18 protein-coding genes are annotated in these 20,490 nt (G+C 61.7%); 8 read left to right on the top strand and 10 right to left on the bottom strand.

Annotated elements, in window-relative coordinates:
* Positions 1-4: 4 nt before the first annotated feature.
* From R4P64_RS18910 to mgrA, 3 genes are read left to right on the top strand one after another with little or no spacing between them, the layout of a single operon-like run.
* Positions 5-709, top strand: coding sequence for a response regulator transcription factor (locus R4P64_RS18910; RefSeq protein ID WP_033234120.1), 705 nt, complete (start codon positions 5-7; stop codon positions 707-709).
* Positions 706-2,049: a HAMP domain-containing sensor histidine kinase gene (locus R4P64_RS18905; RefSeq protein ID WP_317822215.1), complete on the top strand. Its 1,344-nt coding sequence runs from the start codon at positions 706-708 to the stop codon at positions 2,047-2,049. Before R4P64_RS18910 ends, R4P64_RS18905 begins: the two co-directional genes overlap by 4 nt.
* 16 nt (positions 2,050-2,065) lie before the next feature.
* The gene (mgrA, locus tag R4P64_RS18900; protein WP_317822213.1) at positions 2,066-3,097 is read left to right on the top strand and encodes an L-glyceraldehyde 3-phosphate reductase; all 1,032 of its coding nucleotides are present in this window, start codon (positions 2,066-2,068) and stop codon (positions 3,095-3,097) included.
* A 10-nt stretch (positions 3,098-3,107) separates the two neighbouring features.
* Here the strand turns inward: mgrA and ppk2 are convergent, their stop codons facing one another.
* Entirely contained in the window at positions 3,108-4,076 is a 969-nt protein-coding gene (ppk2, locus tag R4P64_RS18895; protein WP_162487757.1) for a polyphosphate kinase 2, read from the bottom strand.
* A gap of 225 nt (positions 4,077-4,301) precedes the next feature.
* Here ppk2 and R4P64_RS18890 point away from each other — a divergent pair, with 225 nt between their 5' ends.
* Entirely contained in the window at positions 4,302-6,734 is a 2,433-nt protein-coding gene (locus R4P64_RS18890; RefSeq protein ID WP_317822211.1) for a lysylphosphatidylglycerol synthase transmembrane domain-containing protein, read from the top strand.
* Between the two features lie 9 nt (positions 6,735-6,743).
* Here the strand turns inward: R4P64_RS18890 and R4P64_RS18885 are convergent, their stop codons facing one another.
* The 3 genes from R4P64_RS18885 to R4P64_RS18875 form a co-directional block, all read right to left on the bottom strand.
* Complete coding sequence (locus R4P64_RS18885; protein WP_317822210.1) at positions 6,744-7,022, bottom strand: hypothetical protein; 279 nt, start codon at positions 7,020-7,022, stop codon at positions 6,744-6,746.
* A 1-nt stretch (position 7,023) separates the two neighbouring features.
* Positions 7,024-8,190 (bottom strand): LLM class flavin-dependent oxidoreductase, encoded by a 1,167-nt coding sequence (locus tag R4P64_RS18880; protein WP_045069061.1) that lies wholly within the window; start codon positions 8,188-8,190, stop codon positions 7,024-7,026.
* Between the two features lie 94 nt (positions 8,191-8,284).
* The gene (locus tag R4P64_RS18875; RefSeq protein WP_317822209.1) at positions 8,285-9,055 is read right to left on the bottom strand and encodes a helix-turn-helix transcriptional regulator; all 771 of its coding nucleotides are present in this window, start codon (positions 9,053-9,055) and stop codon (positions 8,285-8,287) included.
* 124 nt (positions 9,056-9,179) lie between these two features.
* Between R4P64_RS18875 and R4P64_RS18870 the strand changes: the two genes are divergently transcribed.
* Positions 9,180-10,391 carry a low temperature requirement protein A gene (locus R4P64_RS18870; RefSeq protein ID WP_317822207.1) on the top strand — a complete coding sequence of 404 codons (1,212 nt, stop codon included), beginning with the start codon at positions 9,180-9,182 and terminating at the stop codon, positions 10,389-10,391.
* Positions 10,392-10,423: 32 nt separating this feature from the next.
* On the opposite strand, the gene R4P64_RS18865 is transcribed toward R4P64_RS18870, so the two are convergent.
* The 3 genes from R4P64_RS18865 to R4P64_RS18855 form a co-directional block, all read right to left on the bottom strand.
* Complete coding sequence (locus tag R4P64_RS18865) at positions 10,424-12,133, bottom strand: glycerol-3-phosphate dehydrogenase/oxidase (protein ID WP_317822205.1); 1,710 nt, start codon at positions 12,131-12,133, stop codon at positions 10,424-10,426.
* A gap of 48 nt (positions 12,134-12,181) precedes the next feature.
* Positions 12,182-13,690 (bottom strand): glycerol kinase GlpK, encoded by a 1,509-nt coding sequence (glpK, locus tag R4P64_RS18860; protein ID WP_141486396.1) that lies wholly within the window; start codon positions 13,688-13,690, stop codon positions 12,182-12,184.
* 64 nt (positions 13,691-13,754) lie between these two features.
* Positions 13,755-14,585: an MIP/aquaporin family protein gene (locus tag R4P64_RS18855; RefSeq protein WP_317540758.1), complete on the bottom strand. Its 831-nt coding sequence runs from the start codon at positions 14,583-14,585 to the stop codon at positions 13,755-13,757.
* A gap of 238 nt (positions 14,586-14,823) precedes the next feature.
* On the opposite strand from R4P64_RS18855, the gene R4P64_RS18850 reads away from it, so the two are divergent.
* Positions 14,824-15,807 carry a sugar-binding transcriptional regulator gene (locus tag R4P64_RS18850; protein WP_317822203.1) on the top strand — a complete coding sequence of 328 codons (984 nt, stop codon included), beginning with the start codon at positions 14,824-14,826 and terminating at the stop codon, positions 15,805-15,807.
* On the opposite strand, the gene R4P64_RS18845 is transcribed toward R4P64_RS18850, so the two are convergent.
* Positions 15,742-16,545, bottom strand: a complete 804-nt coding sequence (locus R4P64_RS18845) for a TetR/AcrR family transcriptional regulator (RefSeq protein ID WP_317822539.1) — start codon at positions 16,543-16,545, stop codon at positions 15,742-15,744. The genes R4P64_RS18850 and R4P64_RS18845 overlap by 66 nt on opposite strands.
* 94 nt (positions 16,546-16,639) lie before the next feature.
* On the opposite strand from R4P64_RS18845, the gene R4P64_RS18840 reads away from it, so the two are divergent.
* Together R4P64_RS18840 and R4P64_RS18835 are read left to right on the top strand one after the other, a co-directional pair.
* Positions 16,640-17,593 carry an ATP-binding cassette domain-containing protein gene (locus R4P64_RS18840; protein ID WP_317822201.1) on the top strand — a complete coding sequence of 318 codons (954 nt, stop codon included), beginning with the start codon at positions 16,640-16,642 and terminating at the stop codon, positions 17,591-17,593.
* Entirely contained in the window at positions 17,590-18,351 is a 762-nt protein-coding gene (locus R4P64_RS18835) for an ABC transporter permease (RefSeq protein ID WP_045069042.1), read from the top strand. Before R4P64_RS18840 ends, R4P64_RS18835 begins: the two co-directional genes overlap by 4 nt.
* Before the next feature lie 90 nt (positions 18,352-18,441).
* On the opposite strand, the gene R4P64_RS18830 is transcribed toward R4P64_RS18835, so the two are convergent.
* Both R4P64_RS18830 and R4P64_RS18825 read right to left on the bottom strand, forming a co-directional pair.
* The gene (locus R4P64_RS18830; RefSeq protein ID WP_003940440.1) at positions 18,442-18,804 is read right to left on the bottom strand and encodes an FKBP-type peptidyl-prolyl cis-trans isomerase; all 363 of its coding nucleotides are present in this window, start codon (positions 18,802-18,804) and stop codon (positions 18,442-18,444) included.
* Positions 18,805-18,936: 132 nt separating this feature from the next.
* Positions 18,937-20,235, bottom strand: coding sequence for a citrate synthase (locus R4P64_RS18825; RefSeq protein WP_138872223.1), 1,299 nt, complete (start codon positions 20,233-20,235; stop codon positions 18,937-18,939).
* Positions 20,236-20,490: the final 255 nt, after the last annotated feature.

Raw genomic sequence — 20,490 nt, 5'->3', positions numbered from 1 at the left:
GGCGGTGACCGACACTCCGCTCATCCTCGTGGTCGACGACGACGCCGACGTCCGCTCTTCCCTCGAACGCGGATTGAGGCTTACGGGATTCACCGTCCTGACGGCGGTCGACGGCGCCGACGCCCTCCGTGTGATCGCGAACAAGCATCCTGACGCGGTGGTTCTCGACATCAACATGCCGGTACTCGACGGCACCGGAGTCGTCACCGCGCTACGCGCTGCAGGCAACGAAATCCCCATCTGTGTGCTGAGTGCCCGAAATTCTGTCGACGACAGGATTGCCGGACTCGAATCCGGAGCCGACGACTACATGGTCAAACCCTTTGTCCTCGCCGAACTGATCGCTCGGATCCGGGCAATGCTGAGGCGGAGCAATGCCCCGGCCAGTGACCGCGGCGAAGGCGCCAACACCTTGCGCGTCGGCAATCTCGACATCGACCTGTCCGGACGACGCGTTCGCGTCGACGGCAGTGAGGTCCCGTTGACCAAACGCGAATTCGAGTTGCTCGAAGTGCTCGCACACAATTCCGGCATCGTTCTCACCCGCGAACGCCTCCTCGAACTTGTGTGGGGGTACGACTTCGTCGCGGACACCAACGTCGTTGACGTGTTCATCGGATATCTTCGCCGCAAGTTCGAGTCGGGCGGCTCGCCGCGACTGCTGCACACCGTGCGCGGTGTCGGTTTTGTCCTGCGGGAAAATCCGTGAAGCCTCGGCAATACTCACTCCGAATCCGAGTAGCTGCCGCTGCCGCGTTGGGGGCCACGTTCATCGTCCTCGCACTCGGGGCTGTCGTGGCGTTGGCCATCGCACGAAACAACCTGGCACAGTTGGACCGTCGCCTCGAAACCGCGTCGACGGTACTCGTGGCCAACGCTGCGACGGCCGGCCCGTTCCTCGGAGCGTTCGGGGACGCCGGCGCGTTCTCGGTGACGATCCGCACCGCCACCGACGGAACGGTCATGTCGAGCACACCCACCCGGTTGCCGGAACTGCCGCCGGGTTCGGAAACCGTCGAAGTCGACGGAACCAAGTACCGCGCATACACCTCGAAAGCCGAAGGCATCAACGCTCTTGTCTCACTGGCAGTTCCGTATGCAGAAGCTCGCGACATCACGGTCGAACAGCAACGTCAGGTTGCCTTCTTCGGACTGGGCGCCGTGGCCGCTGCCGCCGCCCTTGGGTGGTTGTTCGGCGGCCCCGCTGTGCGTCCGCTGGTGGAATTGACCCGCCGGATCGCCCGACGCGACCCGGACCTCGCGACGCAGGTTTCCGGCATCCGAGAGGCGGACGAGCTTGCGGCAGCAGCAGAGTCGATGCTCAAGGACGTCGCCAGCGCACAAGCTGGCACGACGTCGGCATTGGCAACTGCCCGCGACTTTGCGTCCGCTGCCGCACACGAGCTACGCACTCCACTGACAGCGATGCGCACAGATATCGAAGTGCTGTCCACCCTTGATCTGAACCAGTCTCAGAGACAAGAGATTCTGGTTGACCTCGCCCGCGCTCAAGGACGGGTGGAATCGACCCTGCGAGACCTCGAGCGACTCGCGAAGGGCGAACTGTCCACGTCCGAGGACTTCAAGGACACCGATCTGATCGAAGTGTGCGATATCGCCGCCGAGGAGGCGATGCGCCTGTATCCGGATCTGCGCGTGAGCGTCGACGCCGCCGATTCGCCTGTGCCGTATCGCATTCACGCACTCCCAGGTGGAATTCGTCTGATTCTCGACAATGCCATCACCAATGCCGTGCGGCACGGCCGTGCCACCGAAGTGCGTATCACGCTGAGTTATCGGGCCGCCGCACCCGCCGAGTTCACCATCACCGTCGACGACAACGGGGCAGGTATCCCGGTAGACGAGCGAGAGGCAGTGTTCGGGCGATTCACCCGCGGGTCCACTGCGAGTCAGACCGGTTCCGGGTTGGGGCTTGCACTGGTAGCGCAGCAAGCCTCCATACACGGCGGCAGCACATCGTTCCACGACAGCCCGTTGGGCGGTGCACGACTGCTGATCGAACTCAAGGATCTGTCAACGCACCACTGAATCGAAGGCAGGAACAATGTCCGAACCGTATGTCGCGCAGCCCGATCGCTACAACACCATGCCCTACCGTCGTACCGGCAAGAGCGGGTTGAAGCTTCCCGCCATTTCACTGGGCCTGTGGCACAACTTCGGCGACGACGTCCCCATCGACCGCCAACGGGCCGTGCTACGACGCGCATTCGACCTCGGCATCACCCACTTCGATCTGGCCAACAACTACGGCCCGCCGTACGGCAGTGCCGAAACCAATTTCGGACGGATCTTGCGGGAGGACTTTGCATCCCATCGCGACGAGTTGATTATCTCGTCGAAAGCCGGGTGGGACATGTGGCCGGGCCCTTACGGTTTCGGCGGTTCACGCAAGTACCTGCTGGCTTCACTCGACCAGTCGCTGAGCCGCCTCGGTGTCGACTACGTCGACATCTTCTACAGTCACCGCCCCGACGCGGAGACCCCGATCGAGGAGACTGCCGGAGCTCTCGTCAGCGCCGTCCAGCAGGGCAAGGCGTTGTATGCGGGGATCAGTTCGTACTCCCCCGAGCGCACCGGCGTGATCGCCGCACTACTCGAAGCAGCCGGTGTTCCGCTGTTGATCCACCAGCCGAGTTACTCGATGCTGAACCGCTGGATCGAACAGGATCTACTCGCCACTGTCGACGAACTCGGCGTCGGCGTGATTGCGTTCTCCCCCTTGGCCCAGGGAATGCTCACCGACCGCTACCTCGACGGCGTCCCCGAGAATTCACGTGCGGCACAAGGCAAATCACTCGACCCGTCGTGGCTCACCGACGATGCTCTGACCCACATCCGGGCCCTCGACGCCATCGCCCGTGGTCGTGGCCAGTCATTGGCGCAACTCGCGCTCAGCTGGGCGCTCCGCGATTCGCGCGTCACCTCGGTGCTGATCGGAGCATCCAGTGTGCCGCAGCTCGAAGCCAACGTCGGAGCACTCGACAATCTCGAGTTCAGCGCCGACGAACTCGCCTCCATCGATCGACACGCGCGTGAGAGCGGCATCAATCTGTGGGCGGAGGCCAGTTCGATCTGAACAGGCGGACCTAGGCCAGGGTCGGCAACTCGACGTTGACGTGCTCGCCCTCTTCGAAGACGGCTGACGCCGGTCCGACGATCAGGGGATCCGGGATTCCCACAACCCGGTGATCCTTGTTGGGGTATTCGAAGGAGGCGAGCACGTGACGCATCGCCTCGAGCCGAGCGCGTTTCTTGTCGTTGCTCTTGATCACCGTCCACGGAGCGTCGCCGGTGTCCGTGTAGAAGAACATCGCCTCCTTGGCCTGGGTGTAGTCGTCCCACTTGTCCAGGGAGGCAAGGTCAGTGGGTGAAAGCTTCCACTGACGCACCGGGTCGGTTCGACGGGCGGCGAACCGCGCCAACTGCTCCTCACGGCTCACCGAGAACCACAGCTTGTGCAGGTGAATCCCGGAGTTGACGAGCATCCGCTCGAAGTCCGGTGCTTCCCGCATGAATTCGAGATACTGCGTCGGCGTGCAGTACCCCATCACACGTTCGACGCCGGCGCGGTTGTACCACGACCTGTCCATCATCACGATTTCGCCGCCACTCGGAAGATGCGCGACGTACCGCTGGAAATACCACTGTGTGCGCTCGATATCGGTCGGCTTCTCCAGCGCAACGACGCGCGCGCCACGCGGATTGAGATGTTCGGTGAACCGTTTGATGGAACCACCCTTGCCCGCCGCGTCTCGCCCTTCGAAGATGATCAGAATCTTCTGACCGGTCTCCTTGGCCCACAGCTGCAACTTGAGCAATTCGATCTGGAGGCGGCGCTTCTTACGCTCGTACTCCCGCCGCGACATCTTCTTCTCGTACGGGTACCCCTGTTTCCAGGCATCCGCGTATTCGGCAGGCTCCAGCCCCCCGAGTTTGTCCGTCAGGTTCGCAATCTCGTCGATCTCGTGCGCGTAGTCCTCGGTCACGGAGATTCTGGCGCCTTTGACGGACAAGTCTGGAACCCGACCGTCGACACCGTTCGACTCAGGACTCATAAGTGGTGCGCTCCTTACCGTCGAGCATCCGGAATGTGAATTTTACGCTCTGATGTCCGGCCACGTACGATCTCTGCTGCATTTACCGCGAACGCGCGGCAACACGTGCTTGCTCGCGGATGGACAACACGTCGCTGCCTTGCGGCGCACTGACGCCGGCACGGTACTTTGAGTCGAGGTAACCACAACGGCTGCCGATACCTGCATGAGAAGAGTTCTGAGGATATGCGTGTTGACGGACGGGACATCCCGGTAACGGGAAGTCTGCTGCCGCCGCTGCAACGCAGAACCAGCGACATCATGCGCGTCGTATTTGCTGCGGTAGTCCTTGGCGGTGTGATCGCCGGTTCGCTGATCACCCGTAGTCAGTGGGACGCCCTCGAGACCTCCGTGTCCAACATCGTCGGTGTTCTCTCGCCCAGCCTGTCCGACACGGTGTACCTGCTGTACGGCCTCTCTATCCTGGCTCTGCCGTTCGCGATTCTCATCGAACTGATCGTCGGCAGACGCTGGAAACTGTTTGCCGGGTATGCCGCGGCGGCGATGTGTGCGCTGGTGGCGCTGTCATTCACCGGAACCGGCCTCTCCGCCCCGAAATGGCACCTCGACGTGCCCGACCGCCTCGACGCCACCTTCCTGTCCCAGTTCCTCGACGATCCCCGCTGGATCGCGATGCTGGCCGCCGTTCTGACCGTGTCCGGACCGTGGCTGGCAAAGAAGTGGCGACGAGTCTGGTGGACCTTGCTTCTGCTGTTCGCGCCGATCCACCTCGTCGTCAGTGCGATCGTGCCCGCCCGGTCGATGCTCGGATTGGCCGTCGGTTATCTCATCGGTGCCGTCATCGTCCTGCTGGTCGGCACACCCGCTCTCGAAGTTCCGCTCGATTCCGCAGTGCGTGTGCTGTCGAAACGCGGCTACCGGGTCACGGCGTTCCGAGTGGTCAGCCCGTCAGGTCTCGGCCCACTTGTCCTGTCCGCAGCCGTCGACGAAGTCCCCGATGACGAACTCTGCAAGGATCTGACCGTCGAACTGTACGGACAGAATCAGCGCAGCAGCGGCGTGATCCGGCAGACTTTCCGCTGGATTTCCCTGCGCAATCGCGAGACTCCGCCGCGTCATGCGTCGCTCCGCCGAGCCGTCGAACATCGTGCGTTGATGGGAATCGCGTTTGCCGACATCGGACTCGCAAGTTCCAAGGCGGTGGCAACCGCACCACTCGATCGTGGCTGGGAGATGTACGCTCGCCCCACTCCCCGTGGGATCCCACTCACCGTCGCTGCCCGCGATCAGAAAATCGAGGATCTCGACGCGGACGGTCCGTCCACCAAGCTTGTCGACACACTGTGGCAGACACTGCACACGACGCACGTCCACCAGATGGCACACGGCGACCTCCGTGCATCCGAGATCCACATCGACGGCGGCGGAGTCCTGTTCGGCGGTTACGCCTACTCCGAATTCGGCGCTACCGACGTGCAGATGCAATCGGACAACGCACAGCTGCTCCTCACCACGGCAGCACTGTTCGGCGTCGAGTCGGCTGTGGACGCGGCTATCCGCACCCAGGGCGCGGAAACAATTCTTGCCGCTTCCGGACGATTGACCGCCTCAGCTATGCCGAACCGAATCCGCAAGGGAATCCCCGATTCCACCCCGCTGATGACCGAGATCCGCGACGAAGTCGGCGCCAAGAACGGCATCGAGAAAGTCGCCCCGGCACAGGTCACACGATTCAGTCGCAATCAGATCATCCAGCTGGTGCTCCTCATCGGCTTGGTCTACGTCGCTTACCCGTTCGTGGTTCAGGTGCCGACATTCCTGTCCGAACTCGAGACCGCCAACTGGTGGTGGGCACTGCTGGGACTCGGAGTCTCAGCACTGACGTATGTCGGTGCCGCCGCAGCGCTGTGGGCCTGCGCGTCGTCGATGGTCAGCTATCGACATCTGCTGATCATGCAGGTGGCCAACACGTTTGCGGCCACCACCACGCCGGCCGGTGTCGGCGGTCTGGCACTGAGTGTGCGCTTCCTCCAGAAGGGTGGACTCGGAACCGTCCGAGCCACAGCTGCAGTGGCGTTGCAACAGACGGTTCAAGTAGTGACCCACGTGGGTCTGCTGATCTTCTTCTCCGTCGTGGCCGGCCGAGATGCCAACCTGTCGCACTTCATCCCCGGAACGACAGTGCTGTCCCTCATCGGCGGCATCGCCCTGGGAATTCTGGGCGCATTCATGTTCATCCCCAAACTGCGGCGCTGGCTCAACGAGGATCTCAAGCCACAGATCACCGAGGTTCTCGGCGAACTGAGTCAGCTGGCACGTAACCCCACACGCTTCCTCATCATCGTCGGCGGAAGTGCGGCAACAACTCTCGGCGCAGCATTGGCACTGTGGGCCAGCGTCGAAGCGTTCGGCGGCGGAACAACGTTCATCACCGTCACGATCGTGACCATGATCGGCGGAACGCTTGCATCTGCCGCCCCGACACCCGGCGGCGTCGGCGCCGTCGAGGCCGCCCTCATCGGCGGCCTGACGGCATTCGGACTCCCCGCGAGCATTGCGGTCCCGTCGGTCCTCCTCTACCGCGTGCTGACCTGCTGGCTGCCCGTCTTCTGCGGTTGGCCCATCTTGCGATGGCTACAGAAGAAAGACATGGTCTGAAAGAAGCCGCTACGTGCGAACAACGTGGGCTTGCAAGGCTTTTCCGTCCTCGTCTATCCAGCCCTTACGCTTGGCGTAGTCGATCATCTCCGCTACGCCTGCCGCAGCGTTCTCGATTCGCTTCGTGAGAATGAAAGCGCTTGCACCGCGCGCATAACCGAAATCCCGGGCGCGCAGCACCTCGTCGAGTTCACGCTCGGTCATGTCCGACGGCACCTCGACATGGAAGTCCCGTAGGTTCCCGGCATCCTCGACGCTGACCCGGCCTTCCTCGACCCTGATGTACACGTCAGGCCTTGTCTGCGACCTCTTGGGCGTACTTCTTCGTCATGTGATCCACCGCGTCGAGTTGTGCCTTGGCATGTCCCTCCCGGACGGCCCGTGCATGCTGCGCTGCATCCAACGTAGCCTGCGCCTGCCCCTGGAAATGGGGAAAGACCTCCTGCGCGAACAACTCTGCCGAACGACGCGTGTCCTGCGGATTCGCCCAGTCATGTCCCATCTGCAGCATGCATCCGAATCCACCGGACTGATCCCACAGTCGTTGCACTTGACGCCGAGCCTGCTCCGGCGTGCCGATAACGCCGATTCCCGCCTCGTTGACGAAGTCGATCATCTCGTTCAAACGAGACCCCGAGACCGCCATCTGAGGGAAGGCCGCGACGTGCTGGAAGTAGTCGAACCACTCCTCGATTCCGTACTCCACCTGCTTGCGCGCTTCCGCCTCGGTTTCCGCGATGTGGAACGGCCCCGCCAGAGACCACCTGCGACGGTCCACCGTGGTGCCGTTGGCTTCTGCGCGCTCCTCCATCACGTTCCAATGATGTGCCAGCGCATCGAAACCGTCGGCGGACAGGGTCGCACCGATGGACAGCAAACCCAGACCATGTGTGCCGGCCAGGCGTGGCCCGGTCGGGGAAGCGACTGCGGCAACGGTTATTTCGATACCGTTCTCCGAATACGGGGCGAGTTGCAGCTTCGCGTCGAACAACTCGTGAGTGCGGGTCTTTGCCGATACCGTCTCGCCGCGGAGCAGCCGAACGACGATGTCGAGATTCTCCTGCAACAACTCTCGCGTGTCTGTCGGATTGAGTCCGATCATCGCCGAGTCGGTGGGCAACGATCCGGGCCCGACGCCGAAGATCGTGCGACCGTGAGTCAGATGGTCCAACTGCATGATTCGATCAGCTGCCCACAGGGGATTGTGATACGACAGCGACGTCACGCCGGTTCCGAACCGGATTCGCGGTGCCCGCTGCGATGCCGCGGCAATCATAATTTCCGGTGATGCAATGATTTCGCTTCCGGCGGAGTGATGTTCACCGAACCACGCCTCGTCGTAGCCCAACCGGTCGAGATGTTCGACCAGTTCGAGATCGCGCTGCAACGCTGCCGTCGGATTACGTCCGGGGACGTGGAACGGTGCCATGAAATACCCGAAGCGAAGCCTGCTCATGAGTTTCTCCTTGTGCCGTGGTCCAATTCTTGGCCGTGCACACAAAGGCTATCCATCAAGTGACGCCAGTCACAGTGCACGAAAGTGGATAATTTCAGGCCTGCTGGTCGGCCAATTTGTGCTGGTAGACCAACTTCACGAACTCCGCCCGATTGCGCACGTGCAGCACAGCGAGGATCCGGCTGACGTATTTCTTCACCGTGTCGGGACTCAACGACAAGATCACCGCGATCTCGTCGTTGGTATGGCCGTCGGCCAACAGTTCGGCAAGATCACGCTGCCGCCGCGTCAACTTTTCCTGCCAACTCGGACTCGACTGACCGGGCAAGGTCTGACACAACAGTGATAGTTGCCGACCCACTATCCCCAAACCCGCCACGTCGGTCGCGGACAGATCCTTGCCCTCCGAATCGAAAATCCCGACCAATCCGTGAACGCCATGAGCCAGTTGGAGGTGCATGACCGCTGCGCTGTGCAAACGCTTGCGATAAAGAAAATCGCTGAGGTACGTCGCCGATTCCGATGGCACATCGAATAATTGAGTGTGGGTGATGGCCGGGGACGACATCAATGTCGCCCGAGATTGCGCTGTCGCGAACACGTCATCGGGATACCACCGCGCTTGATACTCGTCGAGAATCGGAGTAATCCGACCCGTGGTCACCGGATTCGGGTCAGCGAATGCCGACGTGAATGTGGGACCGACGAGGAAGGTGGTGTTGGGGCAGCGGTAGTGATCGTGCAACGCGACCATGAGGAGGTTCTTGAGCTGATCGAGCGTTCTCGCGGCCGAACAGTAGTCGAGGATCGCAAAGACACGGTCGTAGTCCGCAGCGGACAGCGCGAGGTTACCGCTACCGTGCACGTCGACCACCTCACCCGAACTATGATCCAGATCACTCAACGGACAGCATAAGCACAACTTCGAAAAAACGGACAACTTCGTCGCCTACCAGCACTGTTGATGCCGATAACCGATACTGAGCTTTATGTCGGAACTCGGAAATGAACCGGACTCGAAGCAGAAGGCAGTGCTCGAGAGACACGCGTCATGGATCGAATTGTTCTTCGACCTGGTCGTGGTTGCCGGCATCGGTCAGCTGGCTCACCTGCTCCACGGTTCGCCGTCGTGGTCTGATATCGCTCTGTACGCACTGCTCTATCTCGCGTTCTGGACCGCGTGGGCGACGTTCACGATGTACGGCAACGTTGCCGGCGACCGCGTCCGAATCCCGAGCATGCTGATCGCCATGTTCGGACTGGCCGTCATGATGGCGGCCGTGGCCGGCATCCACGACAACCATGCGCTGGCCTTCGCTGTCGCCTACGTGGCCGTACGCCTGCTCGCGAGTCGGGTGTGGCACAACGGCCAGATAGTCGTGGACTGGCCGATCGCCCAGATGTCTCTCGGTGTGATCCCGTGGATCGTCTCGTTCTGGTTCGAGGGCGAAACTCGGTTCTGGCTCTGGACCGCCGGCGTGACCATCGATCTGCTGATCATGTTCGTCGTCTCCGGCAGCGCGATCATGGAAGACGCGCAGGAAAAGCTCGACCGCATCATCAAGGTTCGCGGGTTCAAGGACGACCGGTTGCCCGAACTCGAAGCCCTGCACTCCGATCGGGCTCATCTTGCCGAGCGGCTGGGCCTGTACGTCATCATCGTATTAGGCGAGGGTGTGATCCTCGTGATCTCCGCGGCCTCGAAGCTCACCTGGGACTCGACGGTAGTCAGCCTCGCAGTCGGATCGTTTGTGCTGCTCTCGGGCATGTGGGCACTCTCGCTTCTCTACGGCCACGCCGGTGTTCCGCACCTGCAGCCCGAGAAGTTTCCCGCTCGCATCGACATGGCTCTGCACTGTTTCACCACCGGCGCTATCGCGGTTCTGGTCGCGGGCCTCGGAGCTGCCACCGAACACGGCGCGGAACACACCCCCGCGAACCTGCGGTGGTTGTTGTGCGGAAGCATCGCAGTCTATTTCGGAATCAGCACCGTGGCGGGGCTGTTTGCGCGATCGGACCGACGGTGGCTGCTCGGCTGGGCGCTCCCCTGCACCGCCATCCCCATCGTCATGGGCATCGTCGGCACACATATGAGCGCAACGTGGATCATCTGGGTGCTGGTGGCCACCGTCGCCTGGCAGAATGGCTACGAGTACGCGCAGGTACGGCGTTCGCGCCGCTCTGCTGTGCGCCTTTCTTAACCCCCGCGGTTAATAAAGGCGCACAGCGGAAGTCACCCTACGGTGACGCCCGTGCGAACGTCCGGTGCACCAAGGCGCGCCGCATCAGCGGTCAGGTCATCGGGCTGCTCCTGCGATTCCCGCTCGGCTGCAACACGCAACCGGTAGTGTTCGATCTCCTCGGCAATGTGCTCGGGAGTCCAACCCAGCACCGGCGCAACCAGTTCGGCTACTTCCGCGGCTGCCGCGTCGCCGCGGTCGGTCACCTCGATGGAGATGCGGGTACGACGGGTGAGGATGTCGTCGAGATGCTGCGCACCCTCGTGACTCGCGGCGTAGTGTATCTCCGCCTTGAGGTACTCAGGGGCGGAGTCCAACGGCTGCCCCAGTTCAGGCCTCGCCTCGATGAGTTCGAACAACTCGTCAGCCAAAGTGCCGTACCGCCCGAGTAGGTGCTCGATGGTCGAAACGTGGAGCCCGGTGCGCTCAGCGGTGAGATGCCGATTGTTGTGTGCGGCAAAATAACCGTCGGCACCCACCAGCTGGATACGCTCGGTGCAGGATTTCGGCACCTTCTGTTCGAGTCCGTGTACCGCGGAATCGACTGCGTCCTTGGCCATCACGCGATAGGTGGTGTACTTGCCACCGGCCACCACCGTCAAACCCCGAACCGGACTCGACACCGCGTGCTCACGGGAGAGAGTGCTGGTCGAATCCGATTCGCCGAACAGCAACGGACGCAGTCCCGCGTACACACCGACGACATCCTCGTGCGTCAGCTCGTCCTGGAGGAGCTTGTTGACATGACCGAGGATGTAGTCGATGTCGCTTCGGCTCGCTGCCGGATGCGCGAGGTCGAGGTTCCAGTCCGTGTCCGTCGTACCGATGATCCAGTGGCTTCCCCACGGGATCACGAACAGCAGGCTCTTCTCGGTCCGCGTAATGATTCCGGTTGACGAGTTGATGCGGTTGCGCGGGACGACCAGGTGCACGCCCTTGGACGCGCGGACCTGGAATTGTCCTCGCCCACCGACCATTTCCTGAATCTCGTCAGTCCACACGCCTGCTGCGTTGATGACCTGGCGAGCCCGGATCTCGAACGCGCGACCGGTTTCCAGGTCCACTGCCTTCACACCGACAACCCGGTCCTCCTCGCGGAGGAAACCGACGACGCGCGTGCTGTTGACGCACAGCGCGCCGTACTCGGCTGCCGTGCGCGCCAGCATCATCGTGTGCCGGGCATCATCTACCTGTCCCTCGTAGAACTTGACCGAACCGCGGATGGCAGAACGCTTTCCGGAAGGGAACGATTCGAGGGTCTTCTTCTTTCCCACATGCTTGTGGTGTGAGGGAACCCCACGGCCTGCGCCCATCACGTCGTAAACGCCGATGCCCAGACCGACGTACGGCCGGTCGATCAGCTTCTCGAGCGGGTAGATGAACGGCACCGGCTTCGCAAGGTGCGGACACAGCGAGTTCAGTACCAGGGACCGCTCACGCAGTGCCTCGAACACGAGCGCAAAATTGAACTGCTCGAGGTAGCGCAGTCCGCCGTGGAACAACTTACTGGACCGGCTCGAGGTTCCGGACGCGAAGTCACGTGCCTCCACCAAGCCCACCTTCAGACCTCGAGTTGCGGCGTCGAGTGCGCTGCCCGCGCCGACCACGCCACCGCCGATGACCAGGACATCGAGTTCGGTTTCTTCCAACTTCTTCAGCGACTCCGCCCGCGAGGACGGACTCAATGCTTGTGCTGTGCTCATGAAAAGGGTTCCTTCACTTGAAAATAGGTAGAAATTGGGGACGCAGGATCAGTCCGCGTCGACCCAGTCCAGGGTCCGTGTGACGGCCTTCTGCCAACCTGCGTACAACCGGTCACGCTCGGCCGAATCCATCGAAGGCGTCCAACTCTTGTCCTTCGCCCAGTTGCTGCGGATATCGTCCTCGCTGTCCCAGTACCCGACTGCGAGACCGGCTGCATACGCCGCGCCCAATGCCGTGGTCTCTGCAACCACCGGACGGATCACCTCGACATCGAGCAGATCGGCCTGGAACTGCATGAGCAGTTCGTTCGCGACCATTCCGCCGTCTACCTTGAGAACCTTCAGATCGACGCCCGAGTCGAGGTTCATCGCATCGATGACCTCACGGCTCTGATACGCGGTCGCTTCGAGCACCGCACGGGCAAGGTGACCCTTGTTCACGAACCGAGTCAGGCCGACGATGGCGCCGCGGGCATCCGCACGCCAGTGGGGAGCAAAAAGACCCGAGAACGCGGGCACGAAGTACGCTCCGCCGTTGTCGTCCACCGAACGCGCATCCACCTCGATATCTGCTGCACTGCTGATCATTCCGAGGTTGTCCCGCAACCACTGAACCAGCGAACCGGTCACGGCGATCGATCCTTCCAACGCGTAGATCGTCGGTTGATCACCGATCTTGTAGCAGACCGTCGTCAGCAATCCGTTCTTGCTCATCACCTTTTCGGTGCCGGTGTTGAGGAGCACGAAGTTGCCGGTTCCGTAAGTGTTCTTCGCTTCGCCCGGTGAGAGGCAGGCCTGACCGAAGGTCGCTGCTTGCTGATCGCCGAGGATTCCTGCAATCGGCACTCCGGACAGCGTGCCACGCTCACGAACGAATCCGAAGATCTCGGACGAGCTACGGATCTCGGGAAGCATGGATTCGGGAATACCCATGTCGGCGCAGATCGCCGAATCCCATGCGAGAGTGTCGAGATCCATCAACAGAGTGCGCGACGCGTTGGTGGGGTCGGTGGCGTGCACTCCGCCTTCGACACCACCGGTCATGTTCCACAGCACCCAGGTGTCCATCGTGCCGAAGCACAACTCGCCTGCTTCGGCCTTCTCGCGAGCACCCTCGACATTGTCGAGTATCCACTTGACCTTCGGACCCGAGAAGTACGTGGCCAACGGCAGTCCGGTGACTTCGGTGTACTTCTTCGGTCCGTCCTCGCCGGCGAGTGCAGTACAGATTCGATCGGTGCGTGTGTCCTGCCAGACGATTGCGTTGTAGACGGGTTTTCCGGTCGCGCGTTCCCACACCACCGCCGTCTCTCGCTGATTGGTGATTCCGACGGATGCGATATCGGCCGCGGTCAGGTCCGCATTGGCCAACGCGCCCGCGGTGACGTTGCGGACGTTGTCCCAGATCTCGATCGGATCGTGCTCGACCCACCCTGCCTGCGGAAAGATCTGTGTGTGCTCGTGCTGTTCGACGGCAACCACATGCCCACTGTGATCGAAGATCATGCAACGTGTGGAGGTGGTCCCCTGGTCTATCGCGGCTACGAACTGCGCCATCGTGCTACCCCTTTGCTATCGAGAAAAGTGCGAGAGATTTACTGTCAGAGATGTTGATTCGCGATCACGCCGGTATCGTCGCCGGCTCTTCGATCGCCTTCTCTGCCGACTCGTCGTCAGGCAGGAATCGTCCAACCAGCTTGTCGTAGAGGAACACTCCGATCGGAGCACCGATCAGGGGACCCAGAATGGGCACCCAGAAATACAGGCTCCCGTACTGATCTCGCCACGCACTGCCGTAGCCGGTGAGATACGACGCCAAGCGTGGTCCGAAGTCGCGCGCCGGGTTGATGGCGTAGCCCGCGTTGGTCGCCCAGGCGAATCCGATTCCCACCACGATCAAGCCGACGACGAACGGCGCGAGATTCGCGAGTGGCGGAGTTCCCCGAGAATCGGTGACTGCAACAATGAGGAACAACAGGATAGCCGTGCCGATGATCTGATCGATCAGCGCCGAGCCGAGACTGACCGGGAGCGTTCCGTTTCCGGGCATGGTCGAGAAGATCGTCTGAGTGGCGGTCGTGTGTCCGGGATCGATTGCATTGAGCATGTCGTTGTAATTCCAGCGGACGATCAACGCGGCGACGAAGGCTCCAGCGGTCTGCGCCAGGGTGTACGGCAGCACCTTGCGCCAGGAGAATCCCCGGAAGATCGCGAAGGCGAACGTCACGGCAGGGTTCAGATGAGCACCCGTCACCCGGCCGGCGACATAGATTCCGAACATGACACCCAGGCCCCAGGCCCACGCGATGCTGTCATGCCCACCGAGCCCTCCGCCGCTCCCGCCGGACACCACCTGCGCCACAACTCCGACGCCGAACAAGATCAAGATCATCGTTCCTGCGAACTCGGCTGCCAACTCGCCGGGGAGCCCTAATCGCTTGGCTTTCTCCATCCCACCCTCACTCCATTGTGATGCATGTCATAGTTTGGATTGCTGCATCCGTAGCGTAAGGCCAGTTGCACATTCATGCATAGCCAGTGCACATACGTGCAAACCGGGCATTTCCGCACCGTAACGCGGGTAACAGATACGTTTCAGGGAATTGTCGCGTTGGAGTGTGGCGGCCAGGTGCTACTCCGATAAGATTCGGTTCAGCGCTCGTGCACGAACGTGCAGACAGGACAATGCCATGGAATCCCCGCCCTCCGACCTCCCGACCTCCGACCCCGCGGACCCTCGCATCTCCGACGCCGTCCAGGCCGCGCGCCTCTACTACTTCCAAGATCAGACGATGGCCGCCATCGGCCGCGACATGGGTGTATCCAGATCCACAGTCTCGCGACTGATCACCTATGCGCGCACGTCCGGACTCGTCGAGATCAAGATCAGCACCCCACACGGCCAAGCACCGCGCATCGAGCGCGAGTTCTCGGAGCGATACGGGGTGCGTGCACACGTGGTGACGGTTCCGGAACTCGTGGGAGATCTCGAACGCCTCGAAAAGGTCGCGACTTTTGCCGGCAGGCTACTGGCGTCGTTCTTCGACAGCGACATGGTGATGGGGATCGCCTGGGGAACCACACTCAGCGAGGTCAGCAAGCACCTCGCCCCCAAACGCACCTACAACTCTTACGTAGTGCAACTCAACGGCGCTGCAAACACTCGCACCACGGGAATCTCGTACGCCAGTGACATCATCAGAACTATCGCCGACGCCTATGGCGCTCTCCCCCAAGGATTTCCGGTCCCCGCATTTTTCGACTACCCGGAGACCCGGGAGCAGTTGTGGCGCGAACGAAGTATCAAACGCGTACTGGACATGCAAAAGCGAATGGACCTGGCAGTCTTCAGCATCGGCGTGCCGGGTGGCAACGTACCGAGTCACGTCTACACCGCCGGATACCTCGAACCCGATGAAGCAGAAGCGCTTCGACGCGACGGCGTGGTCGGCGACATCGCAACCGTCTTCTTCCGGTCCGACGGGAGCTACCGCGGAATCGAACTCAACGAGCGCGCGAGTGGTCCGCGTCTCGACCTTTTCGAGAAAGTCGCCAGACGCGTGTGCATTGTCGCCGGAACGGCAAAGTTGCCCGCGCTGGAAGGCGCACTACGAGGTGGGCTGATCACCGACCTGATCATCGACGACGTCAGTGCCACCGCGCTGGTGTCCTGACCGCTGCACCAGCTTCTCGATTCCGTCGAGAAGTAGGCCAAGCGAGAAACCGAAATCGAAAGCGTCATCGCCGGCTGCTTCACCCTCCGGGCTGCCGTCCTCGAAGCCACCCTCCTCGATTGCGGCACTGAGGTAGGGAAAGTCCTCGCGATTGATGACACGAGCAATGAGAGCACCGTATGCGACGTCGTCGTCTGCCGATTGCGCCGACCGCGAGGCCAGGTCGGCCGAGAAGCGGGCGCGGCCGATGACGAACAACGACACGTTGGTCACCACCTGGAACTTCGACGCAGCACTCAGAGCGACCCCGTCGAGGGCGCTCAGGCCCGCGTCGAGCCACGCCATGTTGTTGGGCCCGGTCGGTGGAGCCGTGATGGGTAGCTTGAGCCACCACGGTCGACTCAGCATCGTGGCGTACTCCTGATTCGCCCACGCCTCGAGCTTGACGCGCCAGGTCACACTGTCGGGAATCACCGGCGGTGGGCCGATCACTCGATCCGAAATCAGTTCGATCAGTTCGTCTTTGCTCGCCACGTAGCGATAGAGCGACATGGTCGTGAATCCGAGGGATTTGGCCACCCGGCCCATCGACAGCGCGGTGACACCTTCAGCGTCGGCAAGCTCTATCGCGGTGTCGAGAATCTGGTCGAGACTGAGCCCTTTCTTGGGACCCCGCGTTCCAGGCTGATCCAGTCCCCAGGCCAGTTCGACCGCCCTCGGTAGCGCGCCGCCATCCATACAGCTCCCACTCTTTGCTCTTGCCCTCATCCTAGAACTGTGTACGCTATAAACGCGAGTTTATGCCATACACAGTTCTCACTTGGAGGTCTCGATGTCAGGAACGATCCCCACAATCTCGGTCCGCGGACTTCGCAAGCGCTACGGCGATCAACAGGTTCTGGGCGGACTCGACCTGTCGGTCCCGGCCGGATCGGTGTACGCGCTCCTCGGCGCGAACGGCGCCGGAAAGACAACGGCCGTAAGAATTCTCACCACCCTCATTCCATTCGACGCCGGCGAGGTCACTGTGGCCGGTCATTCGCTTCCCGGCGATCCACGGAACGTTCGCCGACGCATCAGCGTCACCGGGCAGTACGCGGCCGTCGACACACTGTTGACCGGATCCGAGAACCTGACCCTCCTGGGCGAGCTGAATCACCTGGGCCGGAAGAACTCTCGAAGACGTGCCGACGAACTGCTCCACCAGTTCAACCTGACGGACTTCGGTGACAAGCGAGCGGGCGACTACTCGGGCGGCATGCTCAGACGACTCGACATCGCGATGAGCCTCGTTGCACGACCGGACGTCGTCTTTCTCGACGAACCCACCACCGGCCTGGACCCGCGAAGCCGCCACGAAATGTGGTCGATAGTTCGTGGTCTCACGGCTTCAGGTGTCACGATCTTCCTCACCACCCAATACCTCGACGAGGCAGACGAATTGGCCGACACCGTCGGTGTGCTCAGTGGTGGTCGTCTGGTCGCCGAGGGAACACCGGACGAACTCAAACGTCTGGTTCCGGGCGGCCATGTCGCGCTGCAATTCGAGAACCTCGCTCAACTCGATCTCGCCGCGGCGTCACTTCCGCAAGCACATTCGAATGCCGAGATTCTGACCCTGCACATCCCTTCCGACGGGACGGTGCCGTCGATCAAAGCCATCCTCGACTCGATTGACGACCCGTCGATCACCGTCGAGAAGTTCTCCGTTCACACTCCGGATCTGGACGACGTGTTCTTCGCACTCACCGGATCGGGCCAACCCGAGATTGCGAACGTTCGATGACCTCCACCATGACAATCGACTCCTCGGTGATGCTTCGCCGAAATCTCAAACACGTTCTCCGCAGCCCTGATTCGATGATCACCGCGATAGCCCTGCCGGTCATGCTCATGCTGCTGTTCGTCTACGTCTTCGGCGGCGCTATCAATACCGGCACCGAGTACATCGACTATGTCGTGCCAGGCATCATTCTGCTGTGTGCCGGTTTCGGTGCCTCCACCACCGCCGTCAGCGTCTCGAGCGACATGAAGGACGGGATCATCGACCGTTTCCGAACGCTCGCGATCTCACCATCGTCCGTCTTGACCGGGCATGTACTGGCCAGCGTCGTCCGCAACGTGCTGACTACGGCGATCGTGATCGTCGTCGCTCTGATCATGGGATTTCGGCCCACCGGCGATCCGTTGCGCTGGCTCGGCGTCGCCGCCGTGATCGTCGCCTTCGTCTTTGCCATGTCGTACCTCTCGACAGCCTTGGGACTCTTGGCTCAGAACCCGGAGGCTGCAAGCGGATTCACCTTCGCGATCATGTTCCTGCCCTACGTCAGCACTGCCTTCGTACCGGCCGAGACCATGCCGTCCTGGCTGCAGGGGTTTGCCCGTCACCAGCCGGTGACCCCGATCATCGAGACGGTGCGCGGACTCTTGATGGGCACGCCGATCGGGAACAGTGCCGTGATCGCGCTCGCGTGGTGCGTGGGCATCGCCGCCGTGGGATTTGTGTGGTCGAACTGGCTTTACCGACGAAAGACGGCGCACTGACCACACAAGAAAGCCCCACACCTGACGGTGCGGGGCTCTTGTGCTGTGCGCCTTTATTAACCGCGGGGGGTTAATAAAGGCGCACAGTAATTACTTGGCGTCCAGCAGATCGATCACGAAGACCAGGGTCTTGCCGGAAAGCTGGTGTCCTGCACCGGCCGGGCCGTATGCCAGCTCCGGCGGAATGGTGAGCTGGCGACGTCCGCCGACCTTCATGCCCGGGATGCCGTCCTGCCAACCCTTGATCAGGCCACGAAGCGGGAACTGAATGGACTCACCACGGCTCCAGGAAGAGTCGAACTCTTCACCGGACTCGAACTCGACACCGACGTAGTGAACGTCGACGGTGCCACCGGGAACGGCTTCGGCGCCTTCTCCGACAACCAGGTCCTTGATGACCAGATCGGTCGGCGCGGGGCCTTCCTGGAACTCGATTACGGGCTTGCTACTCATGGGTCCTCCTCGTTGAGGCGAAATAATGTGTACAGAAGACTAGCGGGTGGTGATGTCGCTAGGTCACGCGTCAGCGGGACGTGATGTCGCTAGGTCACGCGTCAGCGGGACGTGATGTCGCTAGGTCACGCGTCAGCGGGACGTGATGTCTCTGTAGTCACGCTCGGTGTAGCCGGTGTAGATCTGGCGCGGGCGGCCGATCTTCGTAGCCGGATCCTCGTGCATTTCACGCCAGTGTGCAATCCATCCGGGCAGACGGCCCATGGCGAAGAGCACGGTGAACATGCGGGGCGGGAAGCCCATCGCGCGGTAGATCAGACCCGTGTAGAAGTCGACGTTCGGGTACAGCTTGCGCTCGATGAAGTAGTCGTCCGTGAGGGCGGCCTCTTCGAGCTGCATGGCGATATTGAGCAGTTCGTCGTCGCCGCCGAGCTTGCCGAGGATGTTGTGCGCGGTCTCGCGGACCAGCGCGGCGCGCGGGTCGTAGTTGCGGTAGACGCGGTGCCCGAAGCCCATGAGCTTCACGCCGTCTTCCTTGTTCTTGACCTTGCGGACGAACTCGGCTGCGGTGCTGCCGTTTGCCTTGATGTCGTCGAGCATCTCGAGCACGGCCTGGTTGGCGCCGCCGTGCAGCGGGCCCCACAGTGCGTTGATGCCGGCGGACACCGAGGTGAAGAGGTTCGCGTCGGAAGAGCCGACCATGCGCACGGTGGACGTGGAGCAGTTCTGCTCGTGGTCTGCGTGCAGGATGAGCAGCATGTCGAGTGCCTTGGCGATCTCGGGATCACCCTGGTACGGCTCGGCCGGGAAACCGAACGTCATGCGCATGAAGTTCTCGACCAGGTTCAGCGAGTTGTCCGGGTACAGGAACGGCTGTCCGACGGACTTCTTGTACGCGTAGGCCGCGATGGTCGGCAGCTTCGCGAGAAGGCGAATGGTGGAGAGTTCCACCTGTTCCGGATCCTCGGGATCCAGGGAATCCTGGTAGTACGCAGAGAGCGCGTTGACTGCGGAGGAAAGAACCGGCATCGGGTGTGCGTTGCGCGGGAATCCGTCGAAGAACCGCTTGAGGTCTTCGTGCAGAAGAGTGTGGCGACGGATGCGGTCCGTGAAGGACTCGAGCTGTGCGTCGGTCGGGAGCTCACCGTAGATCAGCAGGTAGCTGACTTCGATGAAGGTGGACTTACCTGCCAACTGCTCGATGGGGTATCCGCGGTAGCGCAGGATTCCCTTCTCGCCGTCGATGTAGGTAATTGCGGAACTGGTGGATGCGGTGTTCACAAAGCCGGGGTCGAGGGTGGTGTACCCCGTATCGGCCAGCAGCTTTCCCAGTTCGATGCCGTCATTGCCCTCGGTTGCCCTGGCAATGGACATCGTGTGCTCACCACCGGGGTAAGTAAGCGTGGGCTTTGTGTCATTGTCAGCGGGCACGAAGGATCCCTCTCAAGCTCAAACCAACGAGTAACTACATACGATCAACTAGAAACTAGTCGCACCGAACACAACGCGCCCAGGGAGGGTCGCTCCACGGGGGTTTTGCACGTCGATCAGCGTCGGACATATACCCCGAAACTGCAACAGGTTTCAGAGCGCCGAAGTACTGTGCTCCAGCTCGCATTTCAGGATTCGCACATGGCCTTGATCTGGACTTTCCTTCTCGCGCAACGCCTCACAGATCCAGCCCCA

This window comes from Rhodococcus sp. IEGM 1366 (genome assembly GCF_033142425.1).
Taxonomy (GTDB): domain Bacteria; phylum Actinomycetota; class Actinomycetes; order Mycobacteriales; family Mycobacteriaceae; genus Rhodococcus_F; species Rhodococcus_F globerula.
The sequence above is the reverse complement of the archived record's forward strand: the minus strand, read 5'-3'. Positions and strand labels throughout refer to the sequence as shown.

Coding starts and splice junctions, on each gene's coding strand:
- mgrA (WP_317822213.1), top strand. CDS start 2,066: ATGTCCGAACCGTATGTCGCGCAGCCCGATCGCTACAACACCATGCCC.
- ppk2 (WP_162487757.1), bottom strand. CDS start 4,076: ATGAGTCCTGAGTCGAACGGTGTCGACGGTCGGGTTCCAGACTTGTCC.
- R4P64_RS18890 (WP_317822211.1), top strand. CDS start 4,302: ATGCGTGTTGACGGACGGGACATCCCGGTAACGGGAAGTCTGCTGCCG.
- R4P64_RS18880 (WP_045069061.1), bottom strand. CDS start 8,190: ATGAGCAGGCTTCGCTTCGGGTATTTCATGGCACCGTTCCACGTCCCC.
- R4P64_RS18870 (WP_317822207.1), top strand. CDS start 9,180: ATGTCGGAACTCGGAAATGAACCGGACTCGAAGCAGAAGGCAGTGCTC.
- R4P64_RS18865 (WP_317822205.1), bottom strand. CDS start 12,133: ATGAGCACAGCACAAGCATTGAGTCCGTCCTCGCGGGCGGAGTCGCTG.
- glpK (WP_141486396.1), bottom strand. CDS start 13,690: ATGGCGCAGTTCGTAGCCGCGATAGACCAGGGGACCACCTCCACACGT.
- R4P64_RS18855 (WP_317540758.1), bottom strand. CDS start 14,585: ATGGAGAAAGCCAAGCGATTAGGGCTCCCCGGCGAGTTGGCAGCCGAG.
- R4P64_RS18850 (WP_317822203.1), top strand. CDS start 14,824: ATGGAATCCCCGCCCTCCGACCTCCCGACCTCCGACCCCGCGGACCCT.
- R4P64_RS18845 (WP_317822539.1), bottom strand. CDS start 16,545: ATGGATGGCGGCGCGCTACCGAGGGCGGTCGAACTGGCCTGGGGACTG.
- R4P64_RS18840 (WP_317822201.1), top strand. CDS start 16,640: ATGTCAGGAACGATCCCCACAATCTCGGTCCGCGGACTTCGCAAGCGC.
- R4P64_RS18835 (WP_045069042.1), top strand. CDS start 17,590: ATGACCTCCACCATGACAATCGACTCCTCGGTGATGCTTCGCCGAAAT.
- R4P64_RS18830 (WP_003940440.1), bottom strand. CDS start 18,804: ATGAGTAGCAAGCCCGTAATCGAGTTCCAGGAAGGCCCCGCGCCGACC.